Source organism: Hymenobacter sp. J193, assembly GCF_024700075.1.
Taxonomy (GTDB): Bacteria; Bacteroidota; Bacteroidia; order Cytophagales; family Hymenobacteraceae; genus Hymenobacter.
On the sequence record NZ_JAJONE010000003.1, the window covers coordinates 94,000 to 119,745 of the forward strand.

The following is a 25,746-nucleotide window of genomic DNA, read 5'->3' on the forward strand; positions in this document are numbered from 1 at the left end:
TGACAATTAGCTACAATAAACACGCCTCATGCGCGTATTTCGGGCCTGTTGCTCCTGCCGTGTTTTGATATCACGAGATTATATCCGCTTATTTGTGAATCCACACGCGCTCATCTTCCAGCACTTCCTGAACATGGCTATGAAATGCTACCTCTTGTTTTTATCATTAGCAGCTGCCGGCTGCAGTTCCCCTTCTGCTGAAGCGGACCAAACGCAAGCCGCTACCGGACCCGCTGCCGGCAGCTTGGTGGTCACCCCAATGATTGATGAGAAAAACGGTTTTCGGGAGCTGAGCTTCGGCCAGGACCGCGCCAGCATTCCGGATCTGGTCGAGTTGCCCGGCCGGGAAAATTTAACCCTTAAGGATTACCAGAAAGAGCCTGGGAAGGAAAAGCTGCAGGTAGGCACTGCCGAGCTGCACGCCATAACCTATGGCTTCCATAACGATAAGTTGGCCCGTGTAACGCTGACTGTCCTTGGCGACAACACTGATAAGCTGCTCAACGCAGCGATGGGGCTGTATGGGGAACCAGTATTGGATAAACGGCCTGGACTACCGGGCCGCTGGTACTGGTGGATTGGTGAAAAAGTCGTCGGGTCCTATCACGAAAACGGCAAGGAAGGTAAGCGCGGCTACCTGACATTAAGTGATAAGGTGGCCACAGCGGACGTGGTTAAGCCTCTCGCCAACGAGGGCGGCGCCGCCGACCTCTAACAGGGCCACCGCTCAATGCGGTGGCCCTGCACCCGCTAGGCCGCCGCGTCCAGCCAATTAAGCTGCACGCCCGGCCCGGCCAGCCGGCGTACGGTTGGCTGCTCCTGAGCGGGGGCGGTTTCTTTGGATGGGGCTTCGAGGGCCCTTAGTTTCGGCAGGGGCTCGGCCTCGGCTGATGCCGGGTCAAACGGACTGCGTTTCCGTTCACGGTAAGCCTTCATTTCCGGCTCCGGCAACCACATTTTACCCGCGCAGGCCCGCAAATTGAATTCCTGCCACAGCATTTCGTCTTTGAATTCAAGGTGCAGGGTGCCCTTTTTAAAGAAGCGCAGGTTAAAGAACTGGCTTTCGCATTCGCTGTCGAACTGTTCGCCGGGGTAAACCTTTCCTAGACGGTTAAAGCGCGTTTCCAGGGCCTGGCGGATGGTATAGCATTTATCATAGTCCTCGCCGGTTAAATAGCAGAGCACTTTATCTATATCATTATATTGATCGTACAGATGGTAGTTCATGGCAAAGCGGCTGCCGTAGGTTTTCAGGTCGCGCGGTGTGCTCCAGTCGTCCCAGCGTACCCAGCTCGGGAGTATGATCTTGCGATTTACCTTATACCGGTCATTGGTTTTCCAGCCTTCCACGTGGCAACGGTTTTCCTTGTAATAGCTGGTAAAAATGTCGAACACGGCTACCACGGCCTTTTCAAGGATGGTACCTCGATTCTCAAATACCATCTCGACCAAGCTAGCCACGTTCTCCTTATTGAACTGCATGTAGCCCTGCGCGCGACCATATTTGGCGAAGTCCTGCCGGACCTGGTGCGTCATATACTTCTGGATATTTAGTTTGTCCAGCACCACGTGCCAGGCGCTTTGATTCAGACTGTCGCTGAACTCATTGTACCTCGCCCGCTGGTTTTCGCTGCTGGCAAGGGCCTCGTTGGCCACGTCCAGAATATCCCGCTGATAGTTCACCAGCCCGGCACCGTAAAACTGCAGGGCACTGCGGGCCCGCATATACTCTACGAAGGCCTGTTTTGCCTGCTCGTAGCCGACCATCATATTGCCGATTACATCGTTCACCATTACGGCATCCTTAAACATTTCCTCGCTCAGGTCCGGGCCGTCGTAGGTCGTACGGTGGCTGTGGAAATCAAAATTGAGCGGGTCGCGTTCGGCTGGGCGCTGCAGACGGATTAGGGAAACGTGCACGTCGGTTTTGCGCTCGGCGTCTTCCGCCAGGAATACCTGCCCCAGCTCCTCGACGGGGGCCGTACCGTAGTCCGCAATAAGCTTGGCCAGCAGCTGGCGTGTTTCGGTGAACGGGTTATTGATCGTTTCCGAGTTCAGGATGGAAACCACGTGGCCCCCGGGCGCTACCGTCTTGAACGCGTGCAGAATGTGCTTATCGGCGCAGCTGAAGGGAGGATTCATGACAATTAAGTCGAATTGGTGATCCCCGGTGTACTCCAGGAAATCATCCGCAATGACTTTGTAGTTTTTGCCCTGAAGCATGGCCTTTAATTCCTGGTCGATTTCACACGCGTACAGGTGCTTGCTGTAGCTGTTCCAATGTCCGTCATGGGTGCGGCGCAGGTGCTCATCAATCCAATCCAGAATTGCCCCGCTGCCGGCGCTGGAGTCGCAAACCGTCATTTTCAGTAGGTCCGACTGATGGTAGCCCCGCATGCCGCGGGCGGTGTCGCGAGGCTGGGCCAGCCACGGCTGCAACATGCGTTCGATTACGGCCGGTGTCGAGGGGAAAAATTCAGCGTTGAACATAGGTGCTAAGGGGATTAGTGCACGATGCCTTTGTTGCTAAATATATACGCTAAAGAGAGTAGCATGTTGCCATTTGTCCACCAAAAAGGGCCTCATTTGGCCCCTTTGTGCATTTCTACTCCTACTGCCCCTTGTCACGTAATAGTACCACGCACCTTCTGCAGGGCCTTTTCCTGGTTGGTTTCACGCACGGAGTAGAAGTTCGAGAATTGTCCGGAAGCCGTAAGTGCTACTCCGTCCCAGAAGCCCATAGAGTCGCGGTATATCACCGTGCATCCGCTAAGTGGGCGGTTTTCTTCCCGGCTGATTTCGCTCAGCACGTAATCGATATCGTTGGTGACAGTCTTGCCCTGGTCCTCGTCGATGATCTGCAGAATGTTGTCACAGCTGAACTCGTAGGTAAAGCTGGCGTGGGGAATGCGTGAATGGCGCATAATGGTGTGGGGTTGAAGTGAAGAAAAGAGGCAAAATCAGGCCGCCTGCGCGACGCTGGGGAAAGAACCGAACAAAGAGATCTGCCGGCCATTGCGGCGCCAGCTGCGGGCCGAATCATAGGCTTCGATGCGGTCGGCAATCAGGCAGGCCCGGTCGCCGCGCGTTTTGGCAGTGGTGCCTGTAAACCAAGCTACCTGGCCGCTGTTGCGGGCCACATTAGTGGAGTCACCCGAAGTAAGCGGCAGCACGGTGAACACCTTGGGGTCGAGCATCCGCAGGCCGTGTAGCCGGCACAGTGGCCGGCCGTGCTCGTCGGTTATCACATCCATCATTTCTCGGATGCGCTGCCACCAGCCCCGGCTTTTCAGCACCTCGTAACCGATGCCACCGCCGAGCGCTACCGTTTCGTAGTTCTGGGCCAGCCACAACAGCCGGTCCAAGGACTGGTGCATGTGGTACACCGGCACGCCCGGCAGGTGCTGGGGCCAGCGGCCCAGGTAGGCGTCGTTCTGCGCCACTGGCTAAAGGCGCCATTGTCGAGCACGAAACCCCGGCACACCTCCAGCACGAGGCGCAGCTGGTCCGGCCGCTCGTAGCTGACCAGCGCATAACGGCCGCGTAGGGCCTGCTCCGCGTCCGCCAAGCATCCGCCGATGGGCGTGCCGTTAAATTTGATCATGCCCGGCTCCTCGGGCTGGATGAAGTCGAGCGGGTGGTGAAGAGGCATTCAGGAAAGCTTGCGTTGTGCTATTTTAACGCTTTAAGGCCTATTTTGTTGCTATTTATATGCAATATAAAGGCTTTTTATCAGCCCTGCAGCCCTCTAGAAAAACCAAAAGCCCCGGCCTTGTCAGACCAGGGCTTTTGCCGGATGGAGGTGGCTAGAAGTTTACCGCCAGTTTCACAACGAAGTTGGGATTGGTGTACAGACCAGATTGGGTTATGAGGCCGCCGTAGCCCGCCGCTTTTATCCTTGCCTCCGCCGCTTCACGCTCTGGCTCTTTCATCCACGGGTCCAACTCAATGAAATCGTAGAGCGTGTTGGCGTCAATTAGCACGGGGTACAACTTTCCTTTGTCAACCGCGTGCCGCGTGCTTTCCAGGTTGTCGCTGTAGATCAACCGCACTTCTTCTTCGTAGCTGAACGGCATGCGTTTGATGAATAGTGTTTCGGTGTACCGCAGGTTTGCCTGGTGCGCCGCCGTGTTCATGTGTTCGGGCTCGGAAAAGAACTGCTGGATTTGCTCATCCGTACAGTACTGGACTTTGCCCATGAAGTAGCTCAACTCGTGAAACTGCTCGGAAATGTTGTAGAATTGATCCATCAGCTTCCGCACCGTCGTGGCTACCTTGAAGGCGAATGGCTCCGGTCCGTCCTTGTCCTTGCGGGCGCCTCGGTAATTGCGCCACATCCCGTCGCATTCCTTTCGCAACGTCCAGCACTGGCCGTAGTACCGATCGCGGGTCGAGGCCACGTTGATGGGCGTACCGTTGACCGTCTCCCACCGGGCGCCCAGCAGGAAATTCTCGAAGGGGTCTTGCCAGCAGCTGGTGCGCACCAACGTCAGCTGCTGCTGCTCCAGCATCTGGTAGAAGTACTCCTCGTTGAACAGCCGGTAAATGGGCGTGTCCAGGTCCACGTTCAAGACGTTGTTATCGATATACTCGGGCTTTAACTCCTGTAGCGTTTTGTGCTCGAAGTTTTTGAGCACGTCCAGGCGTCGGTTGTTTCGGATGTGCTGTTCAAGGTCAAACGGATTCATATATGAAAGGAAATGGTGTGATCCTGCCAGAGCTATTATAAAGCCAACCTACTGGCAAAAACCGTTTCGGACGTTCTGGCAGAGCGAGGAACAGCGAGAGGAACTTTGAAAGTCATGTCTGATTAAAATCGAAAGCCCCCTGGCTACGCAGCCAGAGGGCTTTCATTCAATTGACTAATGTCAGGCTCTACAGGCTAGTTTAATCCTTTGCTACTACCACGGAAACGCGGCTGTTGATTACTTTCTTAGGGTCCTCCCGAGGCTTGCGCAACGTCCAGCCGCGGCCGTCGGTACCTTTTATCCACGTTCGGGGCTCGGTGTTGGAGGTGGCCAGCTCCAGCTCTGCCCACTCCGTTAGCCTGGTTGTTTCATAGCCGTCGTCGCCACCCGTCACGACCGTGGCAGCTCCCGAGCCTTTCGCTGGCATCGTCATGGCCACATAATTCGGTGCCCTGGGGGGAGCCCAGCCCTTCTACCAGGACGAAAACGCCGCCGTTCGGCATAGGGATATTATACTCCGTTACATCCAGCGTCAGCAAGCCCTTAGGGGCTTCTTTAATCTGTTGTGGGGTAACGTAAATCGGTGCCGGCAGTAGCTGGGCTTCTTCCGGTACTGTGCTGACAATTCCTTCCGGAGCGGCCAGCAGCTGCACGCGCAGGCGCCCGGCGCGCACGTCCGTTGGCTTCAGCTGGATCTGAATGCGACGGAGGGTACCTCTGGTGCTGGCCGGCAGTTGTACGGCAATGTTAGTGCCTGCAATCAGGTAGTACGTACGTAGGGGTTTAACCTTCTCCCCAAAGGGCGTAACGGTGACTTCCTGACCTGGTCGAATAGTTACGCCAGCTAAGGTTTGCGGGGCGATGGGCTTGATAGAGTCGGGGTTGCTGGTAAGCAACGAACCGCTAAAAAGGAGCAGAGCTGCGAGCATAATAGCTTTGTGAACCTACAAGGTCGGAAACAAAAGCAATACCGGGCATCGCTACCCGGTATTGACCTTTTTTACTACTACAATGGCTATGGTTACTGGCACATGGCCGAGTTAGGAACCGTACCGCCTTCGGAAATGGCAATGCCGAAGAAGCGGGTTACGCTGCGGGCGTCGCCGAAGCCGTCACACTCTACGGCAGTGCCAAACCACTTAGCCTCCGCCTTGTTCGCTGGCGCTACGGCCACCATCATGCCGGCGGACAAAGCGCCCACCACGGCTACCTTTTTACCCTTTTGGCGCACAGAGTGCAGGATGTTTGTGAATTTTTTTTTCATGGTATCGAAAGAGAAAATACAGATGCCTACTCTACTCGCTTTTCGGCTTACGCGGAGGCTGAATACCGGCCACGCCTCAAACATAGCAACTAAATTTAGTTGCTATGTCTTTTATTTGAGCTGGCCTGACTCCCTGGTGCCCTGCCGGCAAAGGGGAGTCAGCAAGCTGCCTTAGGTCTGGCTTTGAGCAGGTCAGGGGGCACGGCGGCGGCGTTAGTTTCCGCTATTGGGTAAGCACTGTGTGGGCAGCCAACCAGGTAGTGCCATTCGCCCAGTGGCCCAAACCCGCGCCGATTATACACATCGCATAAAAGTTGAATACCTTCGACCTGGTAGGCGCTTAGGGGAGAAAAGGTGCTGATTGTCTGGCCTACGGCAAAGCGGGGGGCAGGCCGCTTCCTTCCGCTGCTCAAGTAGGCCAACTGGCCGACGATGCCAAAGGAGCCCCGCCAGCGCTTCTCGTCCAGTGCCCCGTAGTGCATGGCTTGGGTAAGGCAGGCTACTTCCTCGGCGAGGCCAGCACGGCGATAACTTCTTCCAGGGTATTGCAGAAGATGATGCGGGCATTTTTACCTGGTAGCCGCACCTCAAAGGCCCTGGATGCAATGCCTTGGTTAGGCTAATATAGCAAGGTGTCAAGGTATGGGCCACCGACTCTGGGTCGGCTTCCAGCCTGAAATGCTCGACCATTCAGTTCGAGACTGTGTCCGTTGCCGGTGGCTCGGATGGCGATACCCAGGCCTGTGCTGGCCTCGCCGCGGGTGCTGCTGGTTAGGCTGCCCATCATGAATAATTCGGCCGCAGTGCTCAGCATGGGTAAGGAAATGAGCATTGCAGTAGAGTAATTTGGGCCTTTTTCGGTGCTTATTATAGGCAAAAGACGGCTCCGGTTTCGCCGAGGGCCGTTTTTCAATATTAAAACCACTTTTTATAAGCCATTTTTTCTAGGCATCACGCCGCTATTCTTTTGCACAGCTCCTGCTCTAACGTGAACTGCAAGGCGTAGCCGTTCCACGCCAGCCCAGCATCCAAGCGACAATGCGTCGAGTGCGGCGCTATACGGCCAGCCCTAGCCAGAATTTTCGCCGCTTACGTCCCACAAACGTTCACATCTCGTCAAGTTCTAGCAAGCAGGGCCAGTTGGGCTGAGGCAGAAGGCGCAGTGTGGTGTGCACTTTTTTTGCCAGCTTGGCCACCGTCATGCGCGAGACACCAGTCAAACGCACAATCGCGCGTTGCTAGACGCGTTCCGCCAGCAGCATTCCACTTGGGCGTAGCGTGTGGCCCGAGCCCGCGTCGCTGGCTAAAAATAGCCTTGATGGTCGCAACACCTGCACTGGTACTTGGCCCGGCCGCAGCTATTGCCGTTTTTGCGAAACTGCTGGCTTGCGCACCGGCCGCTCACATGATGAATCATTAACATAGTGGCTTATACGGCATCACCTTGATGTATATCACCCCCGGACTACTAATATATACAGGTTTTATCAGGCCAGTGCCTCACAATACGTCCGTGTTTATTATCACCGTTTTACCTTATTCGTGGTGCCAAACCGCGGCGGTTTGCCAAACTGGCGGAAATCCCATGAGCGTCGCGTCCACCCTATGGAGTTGAATCAGCGCCTCGACCTGGATGGCAAAAGTGTTGTTCGGATTGAAGGACTTAAGCAGCCGATGCATTAGCGCCACGACGCCGTACATATTCGTGTTGGCATCATCGGGCATCGATACCGCAAACTTATAGGCCTTGCGCGAAGGCATGTTCGGGCGTAGCGCGGACATGTTTCGGTTCCAGAGCCGGGAGTGGTGCGCACATACGTTGCGCACATTGGTTAACCAAACAAACCAGGTCTCCAGCGAGGAAGCGGCTACGCGGAAATCCGAGGCGATTTGCAATTTTATGGGGTCAGTGGTGAGCGCTTTGTACAAGCGGGCCAACTCCCCCAGCGACAAAGTTTCCAACGCCATCTGCGACGGCGGGAGTGGCTCCCTCGGGTAATTGTTTTTAAATGCCCTCAGAAACTGTTCTTTGGGTAGCTTAAAGTCTTCCTGAATGCCGTAGAGGATAGCTGTTGCTGTCGACTTATCACTGAATAAGGAAGCATCGGCGTACCAAAAGAAGCCGTGGACCGCGCTATAATAGTTAGTCAATTTGGCCCTCAAGGCTACTTCAATACGTTCCATATACTCCATAACGATTGCCCGCAGGCGCTTATCGAATTTGTACATGCACACAACATCATCGAAACTTGTACCTTCCACAAAGTGATGCAACTTGCCGGGCACCTGCAAGGGGTACATGTAGCCGCTAAGACGGTAGTACCCGATGCTTTCCAAGTACTTAATGGCCCGTGCGTGGTCCGGAATCAATAGGCCTCGGCTTTGAAGTAGTTGAATGAGCGCCTCGCTTGTTTGGGGCTGTTTCGTGTAGTAGTTCATGCAGCGAGAGGCGGCAGCGGCCAAAGGTTAGGAAACAGCAACGCCCCTAGCAGTTAAGCCAGAGGCGCCGTGATGTCGTTAAAAATAGCTTCGCAGATGCGCTTGAGTCAGTGGCGTGCGAAGGATTAATGACACAAATGTACGCAATATCTTGTGAAAAATTCTCCTTAGAAAGGGATTTTTCACAAGATATTGCGCTAATGGTGCCAGAACCCCTGTTTTTGATGGCTCCCTACGCAAATACGCTAACTTACGTGCAGGGCCACTTGCAATGTTTGGATGGGTCGATTTGAAGCCATTTTGTGAAACGTAGGAGTTCACTTACACCAACATTGTGGGCTTAAAAAACCGGACCTTACAATGGGAGGCACCCCGCTTGATGTAGCGGGGGCTATTGAGCCTGAGCATACCTACTCAGCTAATCCGTTTTCCCCGACAGCCCACATGTTTTCATTGTATTAGCAGTTACCGATTAGCAGTTACCGACGGCTACGTTTCAAGCGCAGGTTGCTTATTTCCAGGTAGTCCAGTAACGCTTCCCGCTTTTTTCTATCAACTCGAACCTACTAGCTTTACCGGCTTGCCCTCACTGATTTTGCTTTTATGAAGCTACTGCTACTAATCTGCGCTTTGGTGCTGCCTTTGGTTGCAACCGCTCAGCGCACCTACACCATTATGCTCTGGAATTCGAATATTTTGGATTTGCGCGTTCCCGTGCGCAACGGCATGGGACTGTATCGAAATGGGGGGCAACAGTACGGCGGTGGTAAGATTGTTATCTCCAAGTCCAACTTTTCCATTACCCTGCAGCGGGGCGCAGCTCGTCCCGACGTGGTGAAGCCGATAACGCGGATAGAAGCAACTACTGACAAGACCACGTACCACAGTGGAACCTCGCGCCTAGTTGTGTTCAAATCGGAGCTTGATACCGACCAGATGGTAAGCCGTCAGCAGATTCAGTATGATGATGATTGGGAAGCCACCGTAAAGCTTCACGTCCGTCGAACGCTGTTCATTACGACCACGACCTTAACTGCGACGGAGAGGGTTGCAGCGGAGAAAATGCGACAAAGCGCGCTGGTAAGTGCCCGCGCAGCGCAAAAAGCAGAGTTAGAGGAACAGATTAAAAACGGCTATGTGTTTCCATCTTCGGACCTAAGCACTTGCTATCACTTCACCGGCGAGCCTCAGGACCTACTAGCGTTTTACACCAATACTAAAGCCACTCACTTTAGTGCTCTCCTGATGATCGATGAAACCGGGGCAGTAGTTGTGAAGAACCCTAGCTATGCTGGTTACAACGAATCCACGTTGGAAACGCTGCTGAAGTTTAGGCCTGGCCGTATCGCCGTAGGCCGGGACACCTTCAGCGTGAAATCCTCTACCACGATGGTATTCTCAGCTACTAAAACCAGTTCGCCCGAAACGATGGTAGCATCCTTCATCGTGAAGAAGAAAGGTATTCGCTTGGAAGTTACCTCGACCGCTGCTCCTGAACTGCAATCGAAGGTAAAAGGGATGGTCAATTTTGAGTGGCTTTTGGCTGAGCGTCCAAACGGAGAATACGAGCTTCAGTATTTAGAGCAAAAAGTGATGGCCCAAATAACGGTCCGCGGTTCCAATGACAATGATTGCGGTGAGTTTATACCGATTGCAGCGCGGGAAGTGAGCAAGCCAATTCTTAAGTACCGTCGGCTTGAGGGGTATGACACCTGGCGCACAGTGCAGAAGTAAATCAGTTCTATCATCCATTATGAAAGTGTATTTTGATAGTCCCGGTCCAAGCTCTAATGCCACCGTATCGGGCGTAAGCAGTACCGAGGAAACCATGGTAGCGGCCCAAAACCGCATCTCGCCGAATACAGCCCTGACCGCTACGAAGTGGTGATTATCCCGCCCAGCGGTGTACCGGCTGAGGGTGAGCTAGGCCCTCCTGCTAGGCGTAAAAGTGGCAGAAGTATACTTGTGGCATGTTATACCACTGAAACGCGGGGTAGACGCGCAACAGCAGGTACCAACAGATTGAAAGAGCCGCTCGAAAGGGCGGCTCTTTTTGTTCCAAGTAACCGGAATAAGCCCAGCAGTAATGCTCCCTATTGGGCACGGCAGGCCTTGAGCTAAAATGGAAAAGAAAGCCCGCCGCACCATAACAGCGCGTCGGACTTTCGGGGCGCTCCTACGAGCATGGTAAATTTAAGGAGCCAGCCGGACAGTACAGCATCGTTTCCTTCTTATTGCCCTTCTATGACCAGCTTCGATACGCCATACCCCAACTACCGTAAGTCGCGCTCAGAGGAAAATACCTGGTTCAATACCCCGCTGTTTTTAGGCAAAACCAAGGAGGGATTAGCAATCGTTGCGTTGGGTCTGCACAATACCCTAGAACCGCGGACGGTGGAGGCACTCATCATCGACCGGCAGGATGCTCCCGGCGACAAACCGGTGTTGCTTGGTCGGTTGCTGAAGTTTGACCCTTACTTTGACATGGTGTTTGACCAGGAGGCGCTGCAGCTCTTGCGGAAGGAATATGGCATGTGGGTAGGAAAGCCCCGACCCGCCCGTCGTTGGCGTAAAGACTAAACTCCACTAAGGACTTATAGTTTGACCGAAATCCTGACACCTTCTATGAGCTTAACTTATCCCAGCCTGTTAAGGCCGACTACAACGGAAGCCCTGATGTGCGCGGGCCGGGAACTGACCGTGCCAAAAGTTGAACTGCAGCTATGACGGTGGGCCGGTGCCCCCCTCAACAACACCTTCGGCAACAAACCGCTGATTGACTTTGGTGGCCGGCCGGTTTTTGAGGAACTCTGCGTGTACGAGCTAGTCCGGCTATCCGGCTGGCAGGAAATTCTTTGGGTGGAAACCTACGGGGCCGGCGCGATGACGCCTCACCACTTCACGACGTGGGCCGATGCCGGGCTGGCCGGCCAGCAACAGGAGCCAATCACGGACCTCAGGATTCAGGGCTTGCTGAAAAGATCGCGTTGGCCAACGGCAACAGCTACGCTGGGTGTTGGGATGTAGTGGGTTGGAATGGCGAAACCATTGTGTTTGCCGAACTCAAACGCCTAAAAAAAGACCGAATCCGGGCTACGCAGCCGCGATGGTTGGAGGCAGGCTTGCAAGTGGGCTTGCAGCCAAAGAATTTCCTGCTAGTCGAGTGGGACTATGCCAGCGAGAGAGGGCGTCTTAGGAAAAAATTTGGCCTAACCGCCTGATTTTAAAATAGCACTGTTCGCGCTAGATGATGCTAGGTAGCTTTATCTCTAACAGGGTCTTCTCCAATGGCCGTTGAATGCGACTTTGCTTTTACTCCTGATGGCCAGGAGATACACATTTTAGACGCAGAGCGAAAGTTCAAAGGCTACCGATTGGGGTGGTCCAGTAAAAACAGACAGTGAGCTAAGATAGGATGGTTTTCAGGTCGTGTTCGAATTGGTGGGGCGCGCGATAGCCCAGAGCGGAGTGACGGCGGTCCAGGTTGAAGTACGTATCGAGGTAGTGGGCTACTTCGAGGCGAGCTTCTTCGAGGGAGGCAAAAGGGCTGCCACCGGGCGACAGTTCGGTTTTGAGCGTGCTCCAGCCGGCTTCGGCCTGGGCGTTGTCGTACGGATTACCGGGCCGACTGAAGCTGGGCACGGCAGGCGGCGCTGGTATATTGGCTGCCGGGGTCGGCGTGAATAATCAAACCCGGCGCGGGTTGGCGTAACGTCAAGGCTTGTTCCAAGGCCAGCAACACGAGTTCGGTGGGCATCTGCGCGGCCAGGTGCCAGCCCACGACCCGGCGCGAGCAGGTATCACGCCAAGTGGCTAAGTAGCATCAGCGTCCGCCCAGCAGGGGCAAGTAGGTGATGTCGCCGACCCAGACCTGGTTCGGGGCGGTGGGAGCCGGCTGGCCCAGTAACTGGTTTTCGGCTACCACGGTGGCGGGGGCAGCCACGGTCGTGCGGGGCCGTTGGGGACGGGTGCTCAGCGCCCGCAGTCCGTGCCGGTGCAGCCAGGAGCGCAGCGCATAGCGCCCCACGGCGCGCAATTCCGCCCGCAGACGGCGGGTGCCGTAGCGCCGGGCGTGGCGGGTGAAGGCAGCGGGTGCGGCCACCTGCCACGGGGCGGGTGTGGGCTGGGGACGGCTCCGCCACTGGTAATAACCAGCGCAGCTGACGCCGAGCACGCGGCAGAGCACTTGCACGGGCCAGGGCTCCGTACAGGCCTGAACAAACGCGTAGCGGCTCATGACTGAGGCGGTTGGGAGATCCTACGTCTATAGCAGGCAACTGGTCACGACTTTTTTAACATATCGCGCTCCATTTCCACGCGCTTGAGTTCGGCGCGTATCCGTTTGACTTCGTCGCGCTCCGCGCTGCTGGGCACGGCCTGTTCCAGCGCCTGGCGCTGCCAACGGCCAAGCAAGGCCGGCGAAATGCCTTGGGCGCGGGCCACGTCCGTTTGCCGAGCACCGGCGGCCACTTGGCGCACGCACTCGCCCTTAAAGGCGGGCGTGTATTTCTTGCGGGTGGTGAGCAACCCACTAGGATTCAATTTTTCGTTCATGGGCAGCGGAAGTTAAGACTTCGCGCTGTCCGTTTCAGCTAGACCACCCCAAGATGCCGTCCAGTACCGCAAGTCGAGCTATCGACTACTGCCTGATACGCGGTAGCAGGTTGAGCACCTGCATAAAGTCTTGCGGCGTTAAAGAGACTTGTTAGATATAACTTTAGGAAGTTGTTTAAGTCAGATAAAACACTGTGCTTTGTATAGTCATTGTCCTATACCTACGTGTACTAGTATACTATTAGTGAGTAGCTAATTATCTTCTAGTAGCTGGCTAGATAGTACTCTGCCCTCTTGCAATTTCTTGTGTTTCATCCCACTTGCCATTTTATCTATGGTGACACCCCTACGCGCGGTTAATTATTCCTTTGTTGGTCAATTTACTGCTACCCGGTCCTGGCACCGGGCTTTGCTGTTGTGCTTGTTTCTCATTCTGGGAGATACGGGCCGCACCTTTGCTCAGACCTATATCCTGAACGAAGACTTTTCCTCCGCCTCGGGCACTACGCCGCCTACCGGCTGGCTCAACAGTGCCGGTTCCGGGCCTGCCACCGATAAGTGGCACTTCGATAACCCCGGAGGGCGGAATATCAACTACCCTTTCTCCGGCAGCTTCGCCATTTTTGACAGTGAAAATTACTCTCCAGATGGTAAAAAGGAGACATCTACACTGGAGACTCGCTTCTTTGATGCCTCTGTAAGCCAAAATACAATACTGTACTTTGACCATTTTTTTGCGGGTGGCAAAGGCGGTACTGGGACTGTGGAAGTCTACAACGGTTTCATCTGGCAATTTGTGGCTTCGTATTCCGATAGCACAGCTAATCCCCAAAGTGAGGTATATAATATTTCTAGCTATGTGCGAGGAGCATCGGCCGCCAAAATACGGTTTCGCTGGGAGGGCAATAGCTCCCACTATTGGGCGGTTGATAACATAAGAGTATATGCTCCCTTGTCACTTGATGCCGGTATTAGTGCTCTAGAAGGACCATCAATGCCTTTCAGATCAGGTGTAAGGCCTATCCAGATAAGATTAACCAATTTTGGAGCTACTCTTCTCACTAACACCACCATTGGCTGGGCAATAAATAATGTAGTACAGCCAAATTATAACTGGACAGGTGCTTTATCCCTCGGGGCATCGGCTAATGATATACAAATTGGTAGCTATAACTTCCCTATGGGTAAACCTGTCAAACTAAAAGTGTGGCAGAGCAATCCTAATGGCAAGATTGATCCGAATGCATTTAATGATACTATTAAGACCACCTTATATGCATACGACCCCATGTGCGGGGTATACACAGTAGGGGGCACAGCACCAGACTTCCCTACCGTGAGCGAAGCACTGACCGCGCTGAGCGTGGGCGGACAGACCTGCGCCGTGACCCTGCGGCTGCGCAATGGCATTTATGATGAGTCGGCCACACTATCACCCGTAGCCGGCAACACGAGTGCCTCGAACTCCATCACCCTTGAATCCGAGAGTGGGGATAGCACCCGGGTGCAAGTGAAGGGAATAACGGCCTACGGCACGGCCTACCTGACCGTGCGCAAACTGCGCGTAGGGCAGTTATCGGTAGGGAATGCGAATGCTTATCAGTTTGGCACCAAGAAAAGCGCCCACCATCTGCGGGTAGAAAGCTGCCAGGTAGGTACAGCAACAACCTATGGCAGTCTCTCATTGCAGGTCGACTCGGTGCTGAGCTTGCTGCGCACGCGTGGCACCACGACCTCGTATCCAGGATCGGCTTATCTAAGTGGCCGCCAGATTGTGGCCACCAAGAATACCCTGGGCACTCTCTATGTAGGCACGAATAACTATTACTACGGCAGTAGTAGCCCTTTCGACTACACCCGTATTTCAACCCGCAATGTGCAGATTACAGGCAATGTGCTCCAGGAACTTACCGTGCGCGAGACGGCAGATGCCCGCGTGGAGGACAATGAGCTCAACCGGGGAGTCGCAGTGGAGAGAAGCTTACGGGTTAGCCTGGTAAAGAACCGCTCCAACAACACAACAGCCGCCACCAGCGTGGGCGTGACGGGCAGCCGGCGCGTGGAGCTGCTCAATAACGTCTTCCCGCGGGCCGTAGCCAATGCCGTTGTTCCCCCTCCCCAGGATGGCAGCAGCAACAACAACTATTCCTACTTGGCAGCCGTGCAGCTCTCGGCCAGTGACACGGTACGAATAGAAGGCAACCAACTCACCATGGCTGGAGGTGGCTATGGAGTACGGGCCGATTCCGCCGTGGTAAGTGCTAGCAGTGAGTATGACAGCGAAACAGGAACGTCTACTTATCGCAACACGTACCGCAGTGTCAGCCAGCTGGTGGTCAAGAACAATACCATTACCCAGGCGGCCAGTGGCACCGCCATCAGCCTCAACCTCTGGGAAAATAGCGGAGTTATTGTGCAAAACAATTCCATCGCGGCGCAGAATGGCATTGAGCTTTATCTACGGCCAACTACCAAAACTAGTCTTCGTCCACTAGTCCAGGGCAATTCTTTACGCATTTTGGCCTTACGCTACGGTTACTATGATAGCACGCCTTATGCCGGAACAGGTCTGCTGATTCAGTCCCAGAATCCCTTCAATCAATATAGTTGGATACCAGGAAGTGGCCAAGTCCAGGTACTAAACAACCGGATTAGCGGGGCTGGTAGCGGCATGAGCATTACTGATAACAGTGGTACCATTGCCAACAACTTCGTGCAGGCATCAAGAACTGGTCTGAACTGCACTGGCAACAATAATCGCATCATCTTTAACTCGGTGCTAGTTACTGGTAGCGAGCCTAGCTTCAATTTTTCCAATAACTACTATAGCACCTATTCCGGTGGCTCAGGTGTAAATACAGCCACGGTTAAGAACAACTTGTTTGTTAACACAGGAACCGGTGTATCCGCCACAGTGAGCCTGGACACCCAGCGAGCATGGGACTGGGACTACAACGACTACTTCGCAGCTTCTGGTAAGTTAGTCAATACCCAAGCGACTCTGGCTGCATGGCAACAAACCAGCAGCTTGGACTCCCATTCCAAAAATGTAAACCCACGCTTCACCTCCCGCACTGATCTGTCCATAAACCACATTGCGCTGCGTGCCTCTGGTGTAGCAGTAGCTGGGTTAGGAAAAGATATTGATGAGGTAACGCGCGCGGCAGTGCCTGACATGGGCGCCAAAGTATATACGCCCTGCACTCCAGATGTAGGACTAGATGCATTTGTTGGGTTGCAAAATCCCCTGCCTACTGGCAGTAAGCCAATACAGGTGCTACTACAAAACCAGAGCTTAACAGCTATGACTTCGGCCACGGTATACTGGCAGGTCAACGGTGTAATGCAGCCTGTCTATACTTGGAGAGGTTCGCTGGCTGGCGCAGCCAATGCGGTGGTGACTGTCGGCAACTATGAGTTTCGTGGGGGGCGCTACTACACGATTAAAGCGTGGGCGAATCACCCTAATGGGCAACCGGCCTGCAGCACAGCCAACGATACTATAACTGTTAAGGATTTGGCAGCGCCCATGTGCGGGGTATACACAGTAGGGGGCACAGCGCCAGACTTCCCTACCGTGAGCGAAGCACTGACCGCGCTGAGCGTGGGCGGACAGACCTGCGCCGTGACCCTGCGGCTGCGCAATGGCATTTATGATGAGTCGGCCACACTATCACCCGTAGCCGGCAACACGAGTGCCTCGAACTCCATCACCCTTGAATCCGAGAGTGGGGATAGCACCCGGGTGCAAGTGAAGGGAATAACGGCCTACGGCACGGCCTACCTGACCGTGCGCAAACTGCGCGTAGGGCAGTTATCGGTAGGGAATGCGAATGCTTATCAGTTTGGCACCAAGAAAAGCGCCCACCATCTGCGGGTAGAAAGCTGCCAGGTAGGTACAGCAACAACCTATGGCAGTCTCTCATTGCAGGTCGACTCGGTGCTGAGCTTGCTGCGCACGCGTGGCACCACGACCTCGTATCCAGGATCGGCTTATCTAAGTGGCCGCCAGATTGTGGCCACCAAGAATACCCTGGGCACTCTCTATGTAGGCACGAATAACTATTACTACGGCAGTAGTAGCCCTTTCGACTACACCCGTATTTCAACCCGCAATGTGCAGATTACAGGCAATGTGCTCCAGGAACTTACCGTGCGCGAGACGGCAGATGCCCGCGTGGAGGACAATGAGCTCAACCGGGGAGTCGCAGTGGAGAGAAGCTTACGGGTTAGCCTGGTAAAGAACCGCTCCAACAACACAACAGCCGCCACCAGCGTGGGCGTGACGGGCAGCCGGCGCGTGGAGCTGCTCAATAACGTCTTCCCGCGGGCCGTAGCCAATGCCGTTGTTCCCCCTCCCCAGGATGGCAGCAGCAACAACAACTATTCCTACTTGGCAGCCGTGCAGCTCTCGGCCAGTGACACGGTACGAATAGAAGGCAACCAACTCACCATGGCTGGAGGTGGCTATGGAGTACGGGCCGATTCCGCCGTGGTAAGTGCTAGCAGTGAGTATGACAGCGAAACAGGAACGTCTACTTATCGCAACACGTACCGCAGTGTCAGCCAGCTGGTGGTCAAGAACAATACCATTACCCAGGCGGCCAGTGGCACCGCCATCAGCCTCAACCTCTGGGAAAATAGCGGGGCCGTCATTGACAGTAATCAGGTAAGTGGACAAAGTGGCATCGAACTCTCCCTGAGGCACAACAGTAAAGCGTTGGTGCGTTATAATACCCTTAAGCTAAAAAGTACCACCAATTATTCGGCAGGTACTGGCATTAGTCTTAGTGCCCGAGACACAAATTATAACCCAATTAGTGCCCAAACGCAAGTACTAGCTAACAGAATCAGCGGCGCAAGCACCGGTATTACGCTGTCTGCAGCTGACGGCCTAGTGGCCAACAACTTCGTGCAGGCCACAAATGGCGGTATTACTAACTACGGTAACGATACGCGTATCCTCTTCAACTCTGTGTTAGTTACCGGCGCAGGCACCGCCTACAATCACCAAGCATACTATAGCTACGGTGTGAGCAACAAAGCTGTAGTCAAGAATAATGTGTTCGCGAATACCGGTGCGGGCCAAGCTATCTACGTCTATGCTCCCCAAAACAAAACCTGGGATTGGGACTTCAACGACTATTTTGCTGCTAGTGGTAAACTTGGAACGTTCGACAAAACCTACTCTACGCTGAAGGAGTGGCAGCAGGCAACCAATATGGATGCACACAGCCAAGCCGTGAACCCATATTTTATCAGCAAAACCGCGCCTGGCATCAGCCAGATTCTGCTGCGCAACGCTGGCATATCTCTCACTGAGTTTCCTAAAGATATTGATGGAGTAACCCGGGGCAGTGCTGCCGACATTGGTGCTCAAGAGTATACCCCATGCACACCTGACGTCGGCTTGAACGCTTTTGTAGATCTACCACAGCAACTCCCCATTGGTAACCGGAATATCCAAGTTGTGCTGCAAAACCAAAGCACGACTTCAATGAGTTCGGCCGTAGTGCAGTGGCAGGTGAATGGTGTAACACAGAAGCCCTATTCTTGGACCGGCTCACTCACGGGGTCAGCTAATGCTACTATTTCTATCGGAAGCTACAATTTCGTTGGCGGAAAATATTATTCTGTGAAAGCCTGGGCTAACACGCCTAATGGGCAGCTAGCCTGCCAAGCTGCCAATGACACTATTATTGTTAAGGATTTAGCTACTCCCATGTGTGGTATATACACAGTGGGGGGCACTAACCCGGATTTTACGACGGTTAAGGAAGCCGTTACAGCCTTGAATGTAGCCGGGCAGACCTGCGCGGTAACCTTTCGACTGCGTAACGGCCTATACAAGGAGAGTGTACAGTTAGATACAGTGGCTGGCAATTCGAAAGTGAATACACTCACCTTCGAGTCCGAAAGCGGGGACAGTACCCGCGTAAGTATAGATGGTCTCACGATTCGTGGCAACTCTTACATCACGGTGCGCAAGCTCAACCTTGGCTCATTATATATGTATGGAGGTGCTTATTATCAGCAAGCAACTGGGCAAGCTCTTTACTATCCGATGCACTACGCCCGGGTGGAGAGCAACATATTGGGCTATGCCAGCCTCGGCTCGTTGAGCTACCGCGACTCCGTGCTGACCGTGCGACGTAATAAAGTTACTGGCTCGCTGACTATCAGCGGAAAGCGGTTAATGGTTCAGCAAAACCAATTACAAGGCAGCTTACGTCTGAGCAAGGTACGTACAGCCCAGGTCGAGCAGAATACGACGCCTGCGACAGGCTCGTATTCTTTGCCTGTAACTATTGAGCAGAGCGAAGATGTGACCTTTGTGTCAAATACGCTCAAGAACAGTAGCTCTTACGGCACAGTGGTGAGCGTGCTTACCAGCAAACGCATCGCCCTGCAGAAAAACACGCTTACCCAGCCTGTGTATTCGGGATACAGCTATTATAGCAGTGCCAATGTGCAGATATCCGGTAGTGACAGTGTCTGGATGGAACATAATACGCTCACAGGAGGCCACATCGGCGTTCATGCTGATTCAGCTCAGATCCAACGAGACTACCCTTATTATGACCAAATATATGCCCCATCCAGCAATGTACATTTAGTGGGCAACACAATCCGCCAAACCGGCACGGGCATGAATCTAGCCCTGGCAGCGAACAGTGAGTCCATTATTGACAGCAACCAGGTTAGTGGACAAAACGGTATTTATCTAACCTTACGCCATAACAGCAAGACCCTAGTACGCTACAATACCATCACCCTAGCCGCTGTCACTACCAATGACCAGCCTGGCACAGGCATCTATCTGCTGGCACGGGACGCCAATTATAACCTGACCCATACCCAAGCTCAATTGCTGGCCAACCGAATCAGTGGCACCACCAATGGGATCAACCTGGAGGCGGCTGATGGACTGGTAGCCAACAACTTCGTTCAGGCCACAGACGGCGGCATCACCAACTACGGCAATGACACGCGTATTCTCTTTAACTCCGTGCTAGTTACCGGCACAGGAACAGCCTACAACCATTACAGTTACTATAGCTTCGGCATCACCAACAAAGCGGTAGTTAAAAACAACATTTTTGCCAATACCGGCACCGGCCGAGCGGTCTATGCCTATGCCCCTGAGAAAAAAATCTGGGACTGGGATTACAACGACTACTTCGCCGCCAACGGCAAACTTGGATCCTTCAACGGCACGGCTTATAATACCCTTTCCTCTTGGCAACAGGTAACAAAAGCAGACCCTAACTCAAAATCATCAAATCCTTTTTATCAATCGAATACCGAACTACGACCTTTACAACGTGAAATAAACGGTGCAGGTATTCCGGCGGATGGTATAACCTTGGATATTGATGGAGAGTTACGTAACGGTTCCGCACCCGACGTAGGGGGGGATGAGTTTACGGTAGACTTCGGCATTACCCGCCTGGTAAGCCCAACGCTGGACTGCAACCTGGGCAGCAGTGAGCCGGTGACGGTGAACATTGCTCAGTACGGGGATATTCCACTCCTCAATCTGAAGGTGGCCTATCAGGTCAACAAAGGCACCATCTATACGGATGTCATTCCGGGTAGCACAGACAATGATATTGCTTACACCTTCAAGCAGCCTCAGGATTTGGGTACAGATGGGGTGTATAGCTTCAAGATCTGGCTGGTGGATGCCAACGATGACAACATCAACAACGACACACTGCGCATTGACCGCTACAAGAAGCCGAGCCCCAGTGTGAACTTCACCTACGTAACGGACTGCGCAAACCAGCCTGTAAAGTTCTCTGGTTCGGCCAGCATCAGCACAGGCAGCATTTCTCGGTATGAGTGGTTGTTTGGGGATGGGGACTCCGCCTCGGTGAAAAGCCCAATCCATGCTTATGCTAAGTCCGGTACCTACACCGTGACGATGCGGGCTTACTCCAAAGAAGGTTGCTACAGCGCTATTAGCAAAGCTGTGACGGTAATTGAAACGCCCCAGGCGGCCTTCACGGCGAGCAACTCCTGCTTCGGCTCGGGCATCACGTTTACCAATACCAGCACCATTGGCTCGGGTACCATGAGCTACAGCTGGAAGTTTGGGGATGGCCAGACCTCCACGGCGCAGCATCCTACGCACACTTATGCCAAAGCTGGTACTTATAAGGTAGAGCTGACGACCACTGGCAGCACCGGCTGCAGCACCACCAGTGCTACGATGGTGACGGTATATCCGGCCCCCGTGGTTACGACCACGCCTACCGGGACCATTATCATTGTAAAAGGATCGAAGACAACCCTGAAGGCTAATGATGGATTTACGTCCTACCGCTGGTCTGATGGGCAGCCCTACCAGGAAGTGGTGATTTCGACGCCAGGCACCTACACGGTGACGGTAACCGATAAAAATGGGTGCCAGGCTACCTCGGCTGCTGTAACCGTGCAACTGGCGCTGGAACCCACGGTAAACCTGGGTGCCGATGTGACGATGTGCGAAGGCCAGAGCAAAACACTGTCGGCGGCTGCAGGCTTCAAATCCTATAAGTGGAGCACCGGGGCTACTACGGCTTCCATTACCGTCACCTCGGCTGGCATCTACAGCGTGACGGTAGAAGATGCCTATGGCCAGCAAGCTTCGGATGAGGTAGTAGTAACGGTCTCGAACCTGTCCAACATCAGCTTTACGGGCTTGAATACCACGTATTGCGCTACAGCAGGCAATGCAACTCTAGCAGGCACTCCTGCTGGTGGCACGTTCAGCGGCACAGGCATTGTCAATGGCAATCAGTTTTCGCCAAGCACGGCAGGACCAGGCATACACACTATTACCTACCGCTACACCAATAACAGCGGATGTCAGGGCACAGCGACACAGCAGGTGACGGTTAATCCAGTACTCAGTGTCCCGGTTGCTACGGGTGCTTCGCGCTGTGGTGCTGGCACGGTTACGTTGAAAGCCAGTGGCTCTAGCGGTACCTACGCCTGGTACGCCACGGCCAACAGCACCACCATACTGAGCACCAACGCAAGCTTCGTCACGCATTCCCTGAGCGCTACGACTACCTACTATGTGCAGGCCACTTCAACGCAGGGATGCCCCAGCAGCCGGGTGAGTGCTACGGCCACTATTAATCCCGTGCCGGTAGTAACTGCCAGCGCAATATCCCCCAGCATCTGCGTAGGCTCTTCCACTAGTCTGAAAGCAACGGGCGCCAGCACCTATAGCTGGTCGCCGGCCACCGGGTTGAGCACAACCAGCGGTGCTACCGTAACGGCTTCACCCACTGCCACGACAACTTATATAGTTACGGGTAGGAATGCCAGCGGCTGCACCAGCACCGCTACGGTAACGGTAACGGTAAACCCGGCACTGGCTGTAGCTGCTCAGGCCTCTCCTACCTCCCTGATGCTGGGCAGCAGCACTACGCTGAGTGTAGCTAGCCCAGTAAGCGGGACTACCTACACCTGGAGTGGTCAGGGTCTGCTGCAAACCAGCGGCAGCTCCGTTTCGGCAGTACCCACAGCCACAGGAATTCAGCAGTACACTGTCACAGCCACCAACAGCAGCTGTACGGCTACCAGCTCCGTTTCCGTAACTGTGACAGCTGCTAGCCTAATGTGGACAGGACTGACGTCGACAGCCTGGGCCACCGCCTCCAACTGGAGCAACAACCAGATACCCACGGTTGCAACCACGGTCCTGATTCCGGCTGGTACGCCCTACTCGCCCGCCATCAGCTCGCTGCAGGCAGTAAAGCAGGTTACGCTGGCCCAGAACGCCAAGCTTACCGTGCTAGATAACGGGGTGCTGGAGCTGAAAGGCGACTTCATCAATAACGGCTTATTTAACAGCGCGGAGAAAGGTGAAGTGCGGTTGACGGGCACGGCCCGCCAGAAAGTTGGCGGCAGCGCAACTACGCCCTTCTCGAACCTGACGGTGGAAGCCACCGGAGCAGAATTGACGGGAACGACCACTGTGGCTCGCTTGCTCACATTGCGCGGCAATGTGGTTACCAGCAATCAGTCGTTTACATTACTCTCCGATGCCAAGACCACCGCTATGGTTATCAACGCTGGCGGCGTTGTAGTTGGTAAAGCCGCCATGCAGCGCTACATCAGCCCATCCAACCCAGGTGTGGGCTACCGTCACCTTTCTTCTCCAGTGGTGAATACGACGGTATCCGACCTGACCACCAGTGGCTTTATACCAAAAGTGAACCCAGACTATAACAAGCTGCCGCGCCCGTATATGCCCGCCTCCATTTTCCCGACGGTGCTCGGCTTCGAAGAAACGCGCATCACGACTAAATACCCTGACTTTTCCGTGGGCTGGAAGTCGCCGACAGCTCTGACCGATGCCTTGGTACCAGGTAAGGGGTATTCAGTCAATATCAGCGCCCAGGAGAAAGTAGCGCTGGAAGGCACCCTGACTACGGGAACCGTGCCGGTTAATACCCTGACAAATGGTGGACTAAGCAACTCAGGCTGGCACCTGCTGGGTAACCCCTACCCGGCTCCCATTAACTGGGATTTAGTGACGGTCCCAGCCGGCATGTACAATGCCATCTACACCTTCCGTTCGAGCACCGCGTACGCCGGTTCGTATGTGAGCTACGTGAATGGCGTCGGGCCTAAAGGAGCCAACATCATTCCTGCTATGCAGGGCTTCCTGGTTCGCATGCAGGGCACCCAGCCAGTTACCTTCAACTTCACGGATGCCTGCCGCCTGACGTCTTATCAGAACCCGGGGATGCACCGTGGCGGCGAAAGTCGGCCTTTGCTAGAGCTGAGCCTGCACGACGGGCAGCAGCGCACGGATGCGACGTATCTGTACTTCGAGCAGGGAGCCACGCCTGAGGTTGATGCCGCCTTCGATGCCTATAAGGTTCTGAACACAGATGGCAGCCCCAACCTATACAGCGTAGCAGCGCAGAAGCTCTTGTCCATCAATGGCCAGGGTCCATTGCAGCAGTCATTGGTAGTACCATTAGGCGTGCGGGCTACGCCAGCTACTGCTCATACACTGGATGCTACCCAGCTAGTAAACTTTGCCAGCACCACGCAAATTTTGCTCGAGGACCGGCACCTGAACGTGTGGCAGGATTTGCGCAGTACCCCGGCTTATTCCTTCACCTCCTCAGAAGAGGCGGAGGGCCGCTTCTTCCTGCACTTCAATCCTGTTTTAGTGCCTACGCCTACCAAAGCGGGAGCTAACGTTCAGCAGGTACACATATATCCGAACCCTACTACTGGCCACTTCACAATAGAGCTCAACCAGTATCAGGGCCGCGTGCATCTAGAGTTGCTCAATGCCCTCGGTCAGCGAGTACTGGCGCGCTCAGTTACGACTACCGGAATACAGCAGCATATTCCAATAGATGGCTCACAGCTTGCCATAGGTGTATATGTGGTGCGGATTACTTCCGGTAACCAAGTGGTTTCCCACAAAATCGTGCTCAACCGTTAGCCTCCTTTTTAAACATATAGCGCAGTCGCCATAAATGACTGTGCTATATGTTTTACTTGCTTATCAGCTTCTCTTTCCTCCCGTTTTTATGACCTCTCTCCGCTTGATCCTCCGCTCTTTCTTGGGTAGCACATTCCTGCTGCTAGCAATCAGTTTTTCTTCTCCGCTGTTTGCGCAGGGTGACCCTGTGGAGGGTGGCCCCACACCGGATCCGGATCCCACGGCTGTGCCGATTGATGGTGGTGCGTCTCTACTGCTGACCGGGGGGTGTAGCCTACGGCCTAAACACCTTGCGCAAGCGTCGTTCACGGGTTTAACTTACTCTGTTTTTTTCTACAACCCTGTTAGACAGCCTCTAATGGGGTTGTGTTTTCTGTTATAACCTGTTCCTTCCAATAGCCAATGCGAGGGCTTTATTGCTCGAAGATGCCGGCGACGTGGCTGGGGCAGATGGTTGAATTTGGAGCGTATCCGGCTGGGGCAAAATGGGGAAAGGCTGCATAGTAGGTAATACGATTCGAGCCAACTTTTGCTTATGACTAGCAACAAAGAAGTGGGGTTTAAACTCTCTCTTGCTCTTATATCAACTTTTTTTCCTGCTGCCCCACAGCATAGGCTGGAGGATTAAGACTGCGGCTTAGAGCCGCTCTATTTGACTTCGAGGACGTGGGCCTGGTACTGGGCGTAATAGTCTGGATCTTCGGCGGCATTGCGAGCCATCAGTGCCTGCTGCTCCGCCTTTTGTACGAGGCGGACCGCCGCGCGCTCCTAGCGCTCTTGCTTGGTTCTTTCCCGCCGCTGCAGGCCCTGGGGCAGCCGATCGATGAGCCGTTGTCGAACAAACGCGCCTAACTCCAGCAAGGGAATGTGCTCGGCCTTGGCCAGCAAACTACCGAGTTCGTGGTTTCGCAACCGGCTCAGGCCTTTTTCGCCGCGGGCTTTGAGGAAGAGCTTCACTTCCTCAGCCAACAGTAGAAAAGCCAGGTTGCGGCGCCGTACCTGGTTGTGCTGCATGGCTGGACGCAGGGGCGTAATGCCATCCTCGCTGGCCACTAGGATGCCGGCCCACTCCGGCAGCAAAACCTGCACCCCCGGCACGTGCTTTTCCGTGACCACAAAGCTTACCAGATCATAGGCCTGTCCGTAACACCGCAGCTGGTTCGGCACGCGCTTCAGCGTATCACTGTCTCCCTTCAGCTCGTAGCCGTGCATAAACGCGGGCGTGATGTGCACCACGTCGGCCCGGGTGTTGCCGGTGGGTAGTTCGTCGATGTGGACGCCGCCGATCAGCAACGGGTAAAGCAGAGGGCGAATTGCTGCATCGTTCATTGCGCGTC

General features: G+C 54.3%; 16 protein-coding genes. 4 read left to right on the forward strand and 12 right to left on the reverse strand.

The genetic code is table 11. The annotated features are described in order from the left end of the window. Window positions 1–94: 94 nt before the first annotated feature. Complete coding sequence (locus tag LRS06_RS21880; RefSeq protein ID WP_257873530.1) at window positions 95–715, forward strand: hypothetical protein; 621 nt, start codon at window positions 95–97, stop codon at window positions 713–715. Between the two features lie 35 nt (window positions 716–750). Here LRS06_RS21880 and LRS06_RS21885 read toward each other — a convergent pair whose 3' ends face one another. The 7 genes from LRS06_RS21885 to LRS06_RS21915 form a co-directional block, all read right to left on the reverse strand. Then, on the reverse strand, window positions 751–2,490 hold the full coding sequence (locus tag LRS06_RS21885) for a DUF4942 domain-containing protein (protein WP_257873531.1): 1,740 nt from the start codon (window positions 2,488–2,490) through the stop codon (window positions 751–753). A gap of 134 nt (window positions 2,491–2,624) precedes the next feature. Beyond that, window positions 2,625–2,924: a hypothetical protein gene (locus LRS06_RS21890; protein WP_257873532.1), complete on the reverse strand. Its 300-nt coding sequence runs from the start codon at window positions 2,922–2,924 to the stop codon at window positions 2,625–2,627. Window positions 2,925–2,960: 36 nt separating this feature from the next. After that, the gene (locus LRS06_RS21895) at window positions 2,961–3,443 is read right to left on the reverse strand and encodes a hypothetical protein (RefSeq protein WP_257873533.1); all 483 of its coding nucleotides are present in this window, start codon (window positions 3,441–3,443) and stop codon (window positions 2,961–2,963) included. A gap of 363 nt (window positions 3,444–3,806) precedes the next feature. Further along, the gene (locus tag LRS06_RS21900; protein ID WP_257873534.1) at window positions 3,807–4,688 is read right to left on the reverse strand and encodes a DUF2971 domain-containing protein; all 882 of its coding nucleotides are present in this window, start codon (window positions 4,686–4,688) and stop codon (window positions 3,807–3,809) included. 368 nt (window positions 4,689–5,056) lie between these two features. Then, a complete protein-coding gene (locus LRS06_RS21905; protein WP_257873535.1) occupies window positions 5,057–5,617 on the reverse strand; it encodes a hypothetical protein in 561 nt (186 codons plus the stop codon). A gap of 92 nt (window positions 5,618–5,709) precedes the next feature. Continuing rightward, window positions 5,710–5,952 carry a hypothetical protein gene (locus LRS06_RS21910; RefSeq protein ID WP_257873536.1) on the reverse strand — a complete coding sequence of 81 codons (243 nt, stop codon included), beginning with the start codon at window positions 5,950–5,952 and terminating at the stop codon, window positions 5,710–5,712. 1,536 nt (window positions 5,953–7,488) lie between these two features. Next, window positions 7,489–8,391 carry an Abi family protein gene (locus tag LRS06_RS21915; RefSeq protein ID WP_257873537.1) on the reverse strand — a complete coding sequence of 301 codons (903 nt, stop codon included), beginning with the start codon at window positions 8,389–8,391 and terminating at the stop codon, window positions 7,489–7,491. Between the two features lie 603 nt (window positions 8,392–8,994). On the opposite strand from LRS06_RS21915, the gene LRS06_RS21920 reads away from it, so the two are divergent. Both LRS06_RS21920 and LRS06_RS21925 read left to right on the forward strand, forming a co-directional pair. Beyond that, the gene (locus tag LRS06_RS21920; RefSeq protein ID WP_257873538.1) at window positions 8,995–10,125 is read left to right on the forward strand and encodes a hypothetical protein; all 1,131 of its coding nucleotides are present in this window, start codon (window positions 8,995–8,997) and stop codon (window positions 10,123–10,125) included. Window positions 10,126–10,635: 510 nt separating this feature from the next. Continuing rightward, window positions 10,636–10,971, forward strand: a complete 336-nt coding sequence (locus LRS06_RS21925; RefSeq protein WP_257873539.1) for a hypothetical protein — start codon at window positions 10,636–10,638, stop codon at window positions 10,969–10,971. Window positions 10,972–11,796: 825 nt separating this feature from the next. On the opposite strand, the gene LRS06_RS21930 is transcribed toward LRS06_RS21925, so the two are convergent. The 4 genes from LRS06_RS21930 to LRS06_RS21945 are packed head-to-tail and all read right to left on the reverse strand — an operon-like array spanning window position 11,797 to window position 12,945. Beyond that, the gene (locus tag LRS06_RS21930) at window positions 11,797–12,033 is read right to left on the reverse strand and encodes an integrase core domain-containing protein (protein ID WP_257873540.1); all 237 of its coding nucleotides are present in this window, start codon (window positions 12,031–12,033) and stop codon (window positions 11,797–11,799) included. Beyond that, window positions 12,008–12,172, reverse strand: coding sequence for a hypothetical protein (locus LRS06_RS21935; RefSeq protein ID WP_257873541.1), 165 nt, complete (start codon window positions 12,170–12,172; stop codon window positions 12,008–12,010). The genes LRS06_RS21930 and LRS06_RS21935 overlap by 26 nt, the downstream gene beginning before the upstream one ends. 42 nt (window positions 12,173–12,214) lie before the next feature. Continuing rightward, complete coding sequence (locus tag LRS06_RS21940; protein WP_257873542.1) at window positions 12,215–12,628, reverse strand: hypothetical protein; 414 nt, start codon at window positions 12,626–12,628, stop codon at window positions 12,215–12,217. 44 nt (window positions 12,629–12,672) lie between these two features. Continuing rightward, entirely contained in the window at window positions 12,673–12,945 is a 273-nt protein-coding gene (locus LRS06_RS21945) for a transposase (protein ID WP_257873543.1), read from the reverse strand. Between the two features lie 334 nt (window positions 12,946–13,279). Here LRS06_RS21945 and LRS06_RS21950 point away from each other — a divergent pair, with 334 nt between their 5' ends. Continuing rightward, a complete protein-coding gene (locus LRS06_RS21950; RefSeq protein WP_257873623.1) occupies window positions 13,280–24,409 on the forward strand; it encodes a PKD domain-containing protein in 11,130 nt (3,709 codons plus the stop codon). Between the two features lie 768 nt (window positions 24,410–25,177). Here LRS06_RS21950 and LRS06_RS21955 read toward each other — a convergent pair. Further along, window positions 25,178–25,738, reverse strand: a complete 561-nt coding sequence (locus LRS06_RS21955) for a sce7726 family protein (RefSeq protein ID WP_257873544.1) — start codon at window positions 25,736–25,738, stop codon at window positions 25,178–25,180. Window positions 25,739–25,746 lie beyond the last annotated feature (8 nt).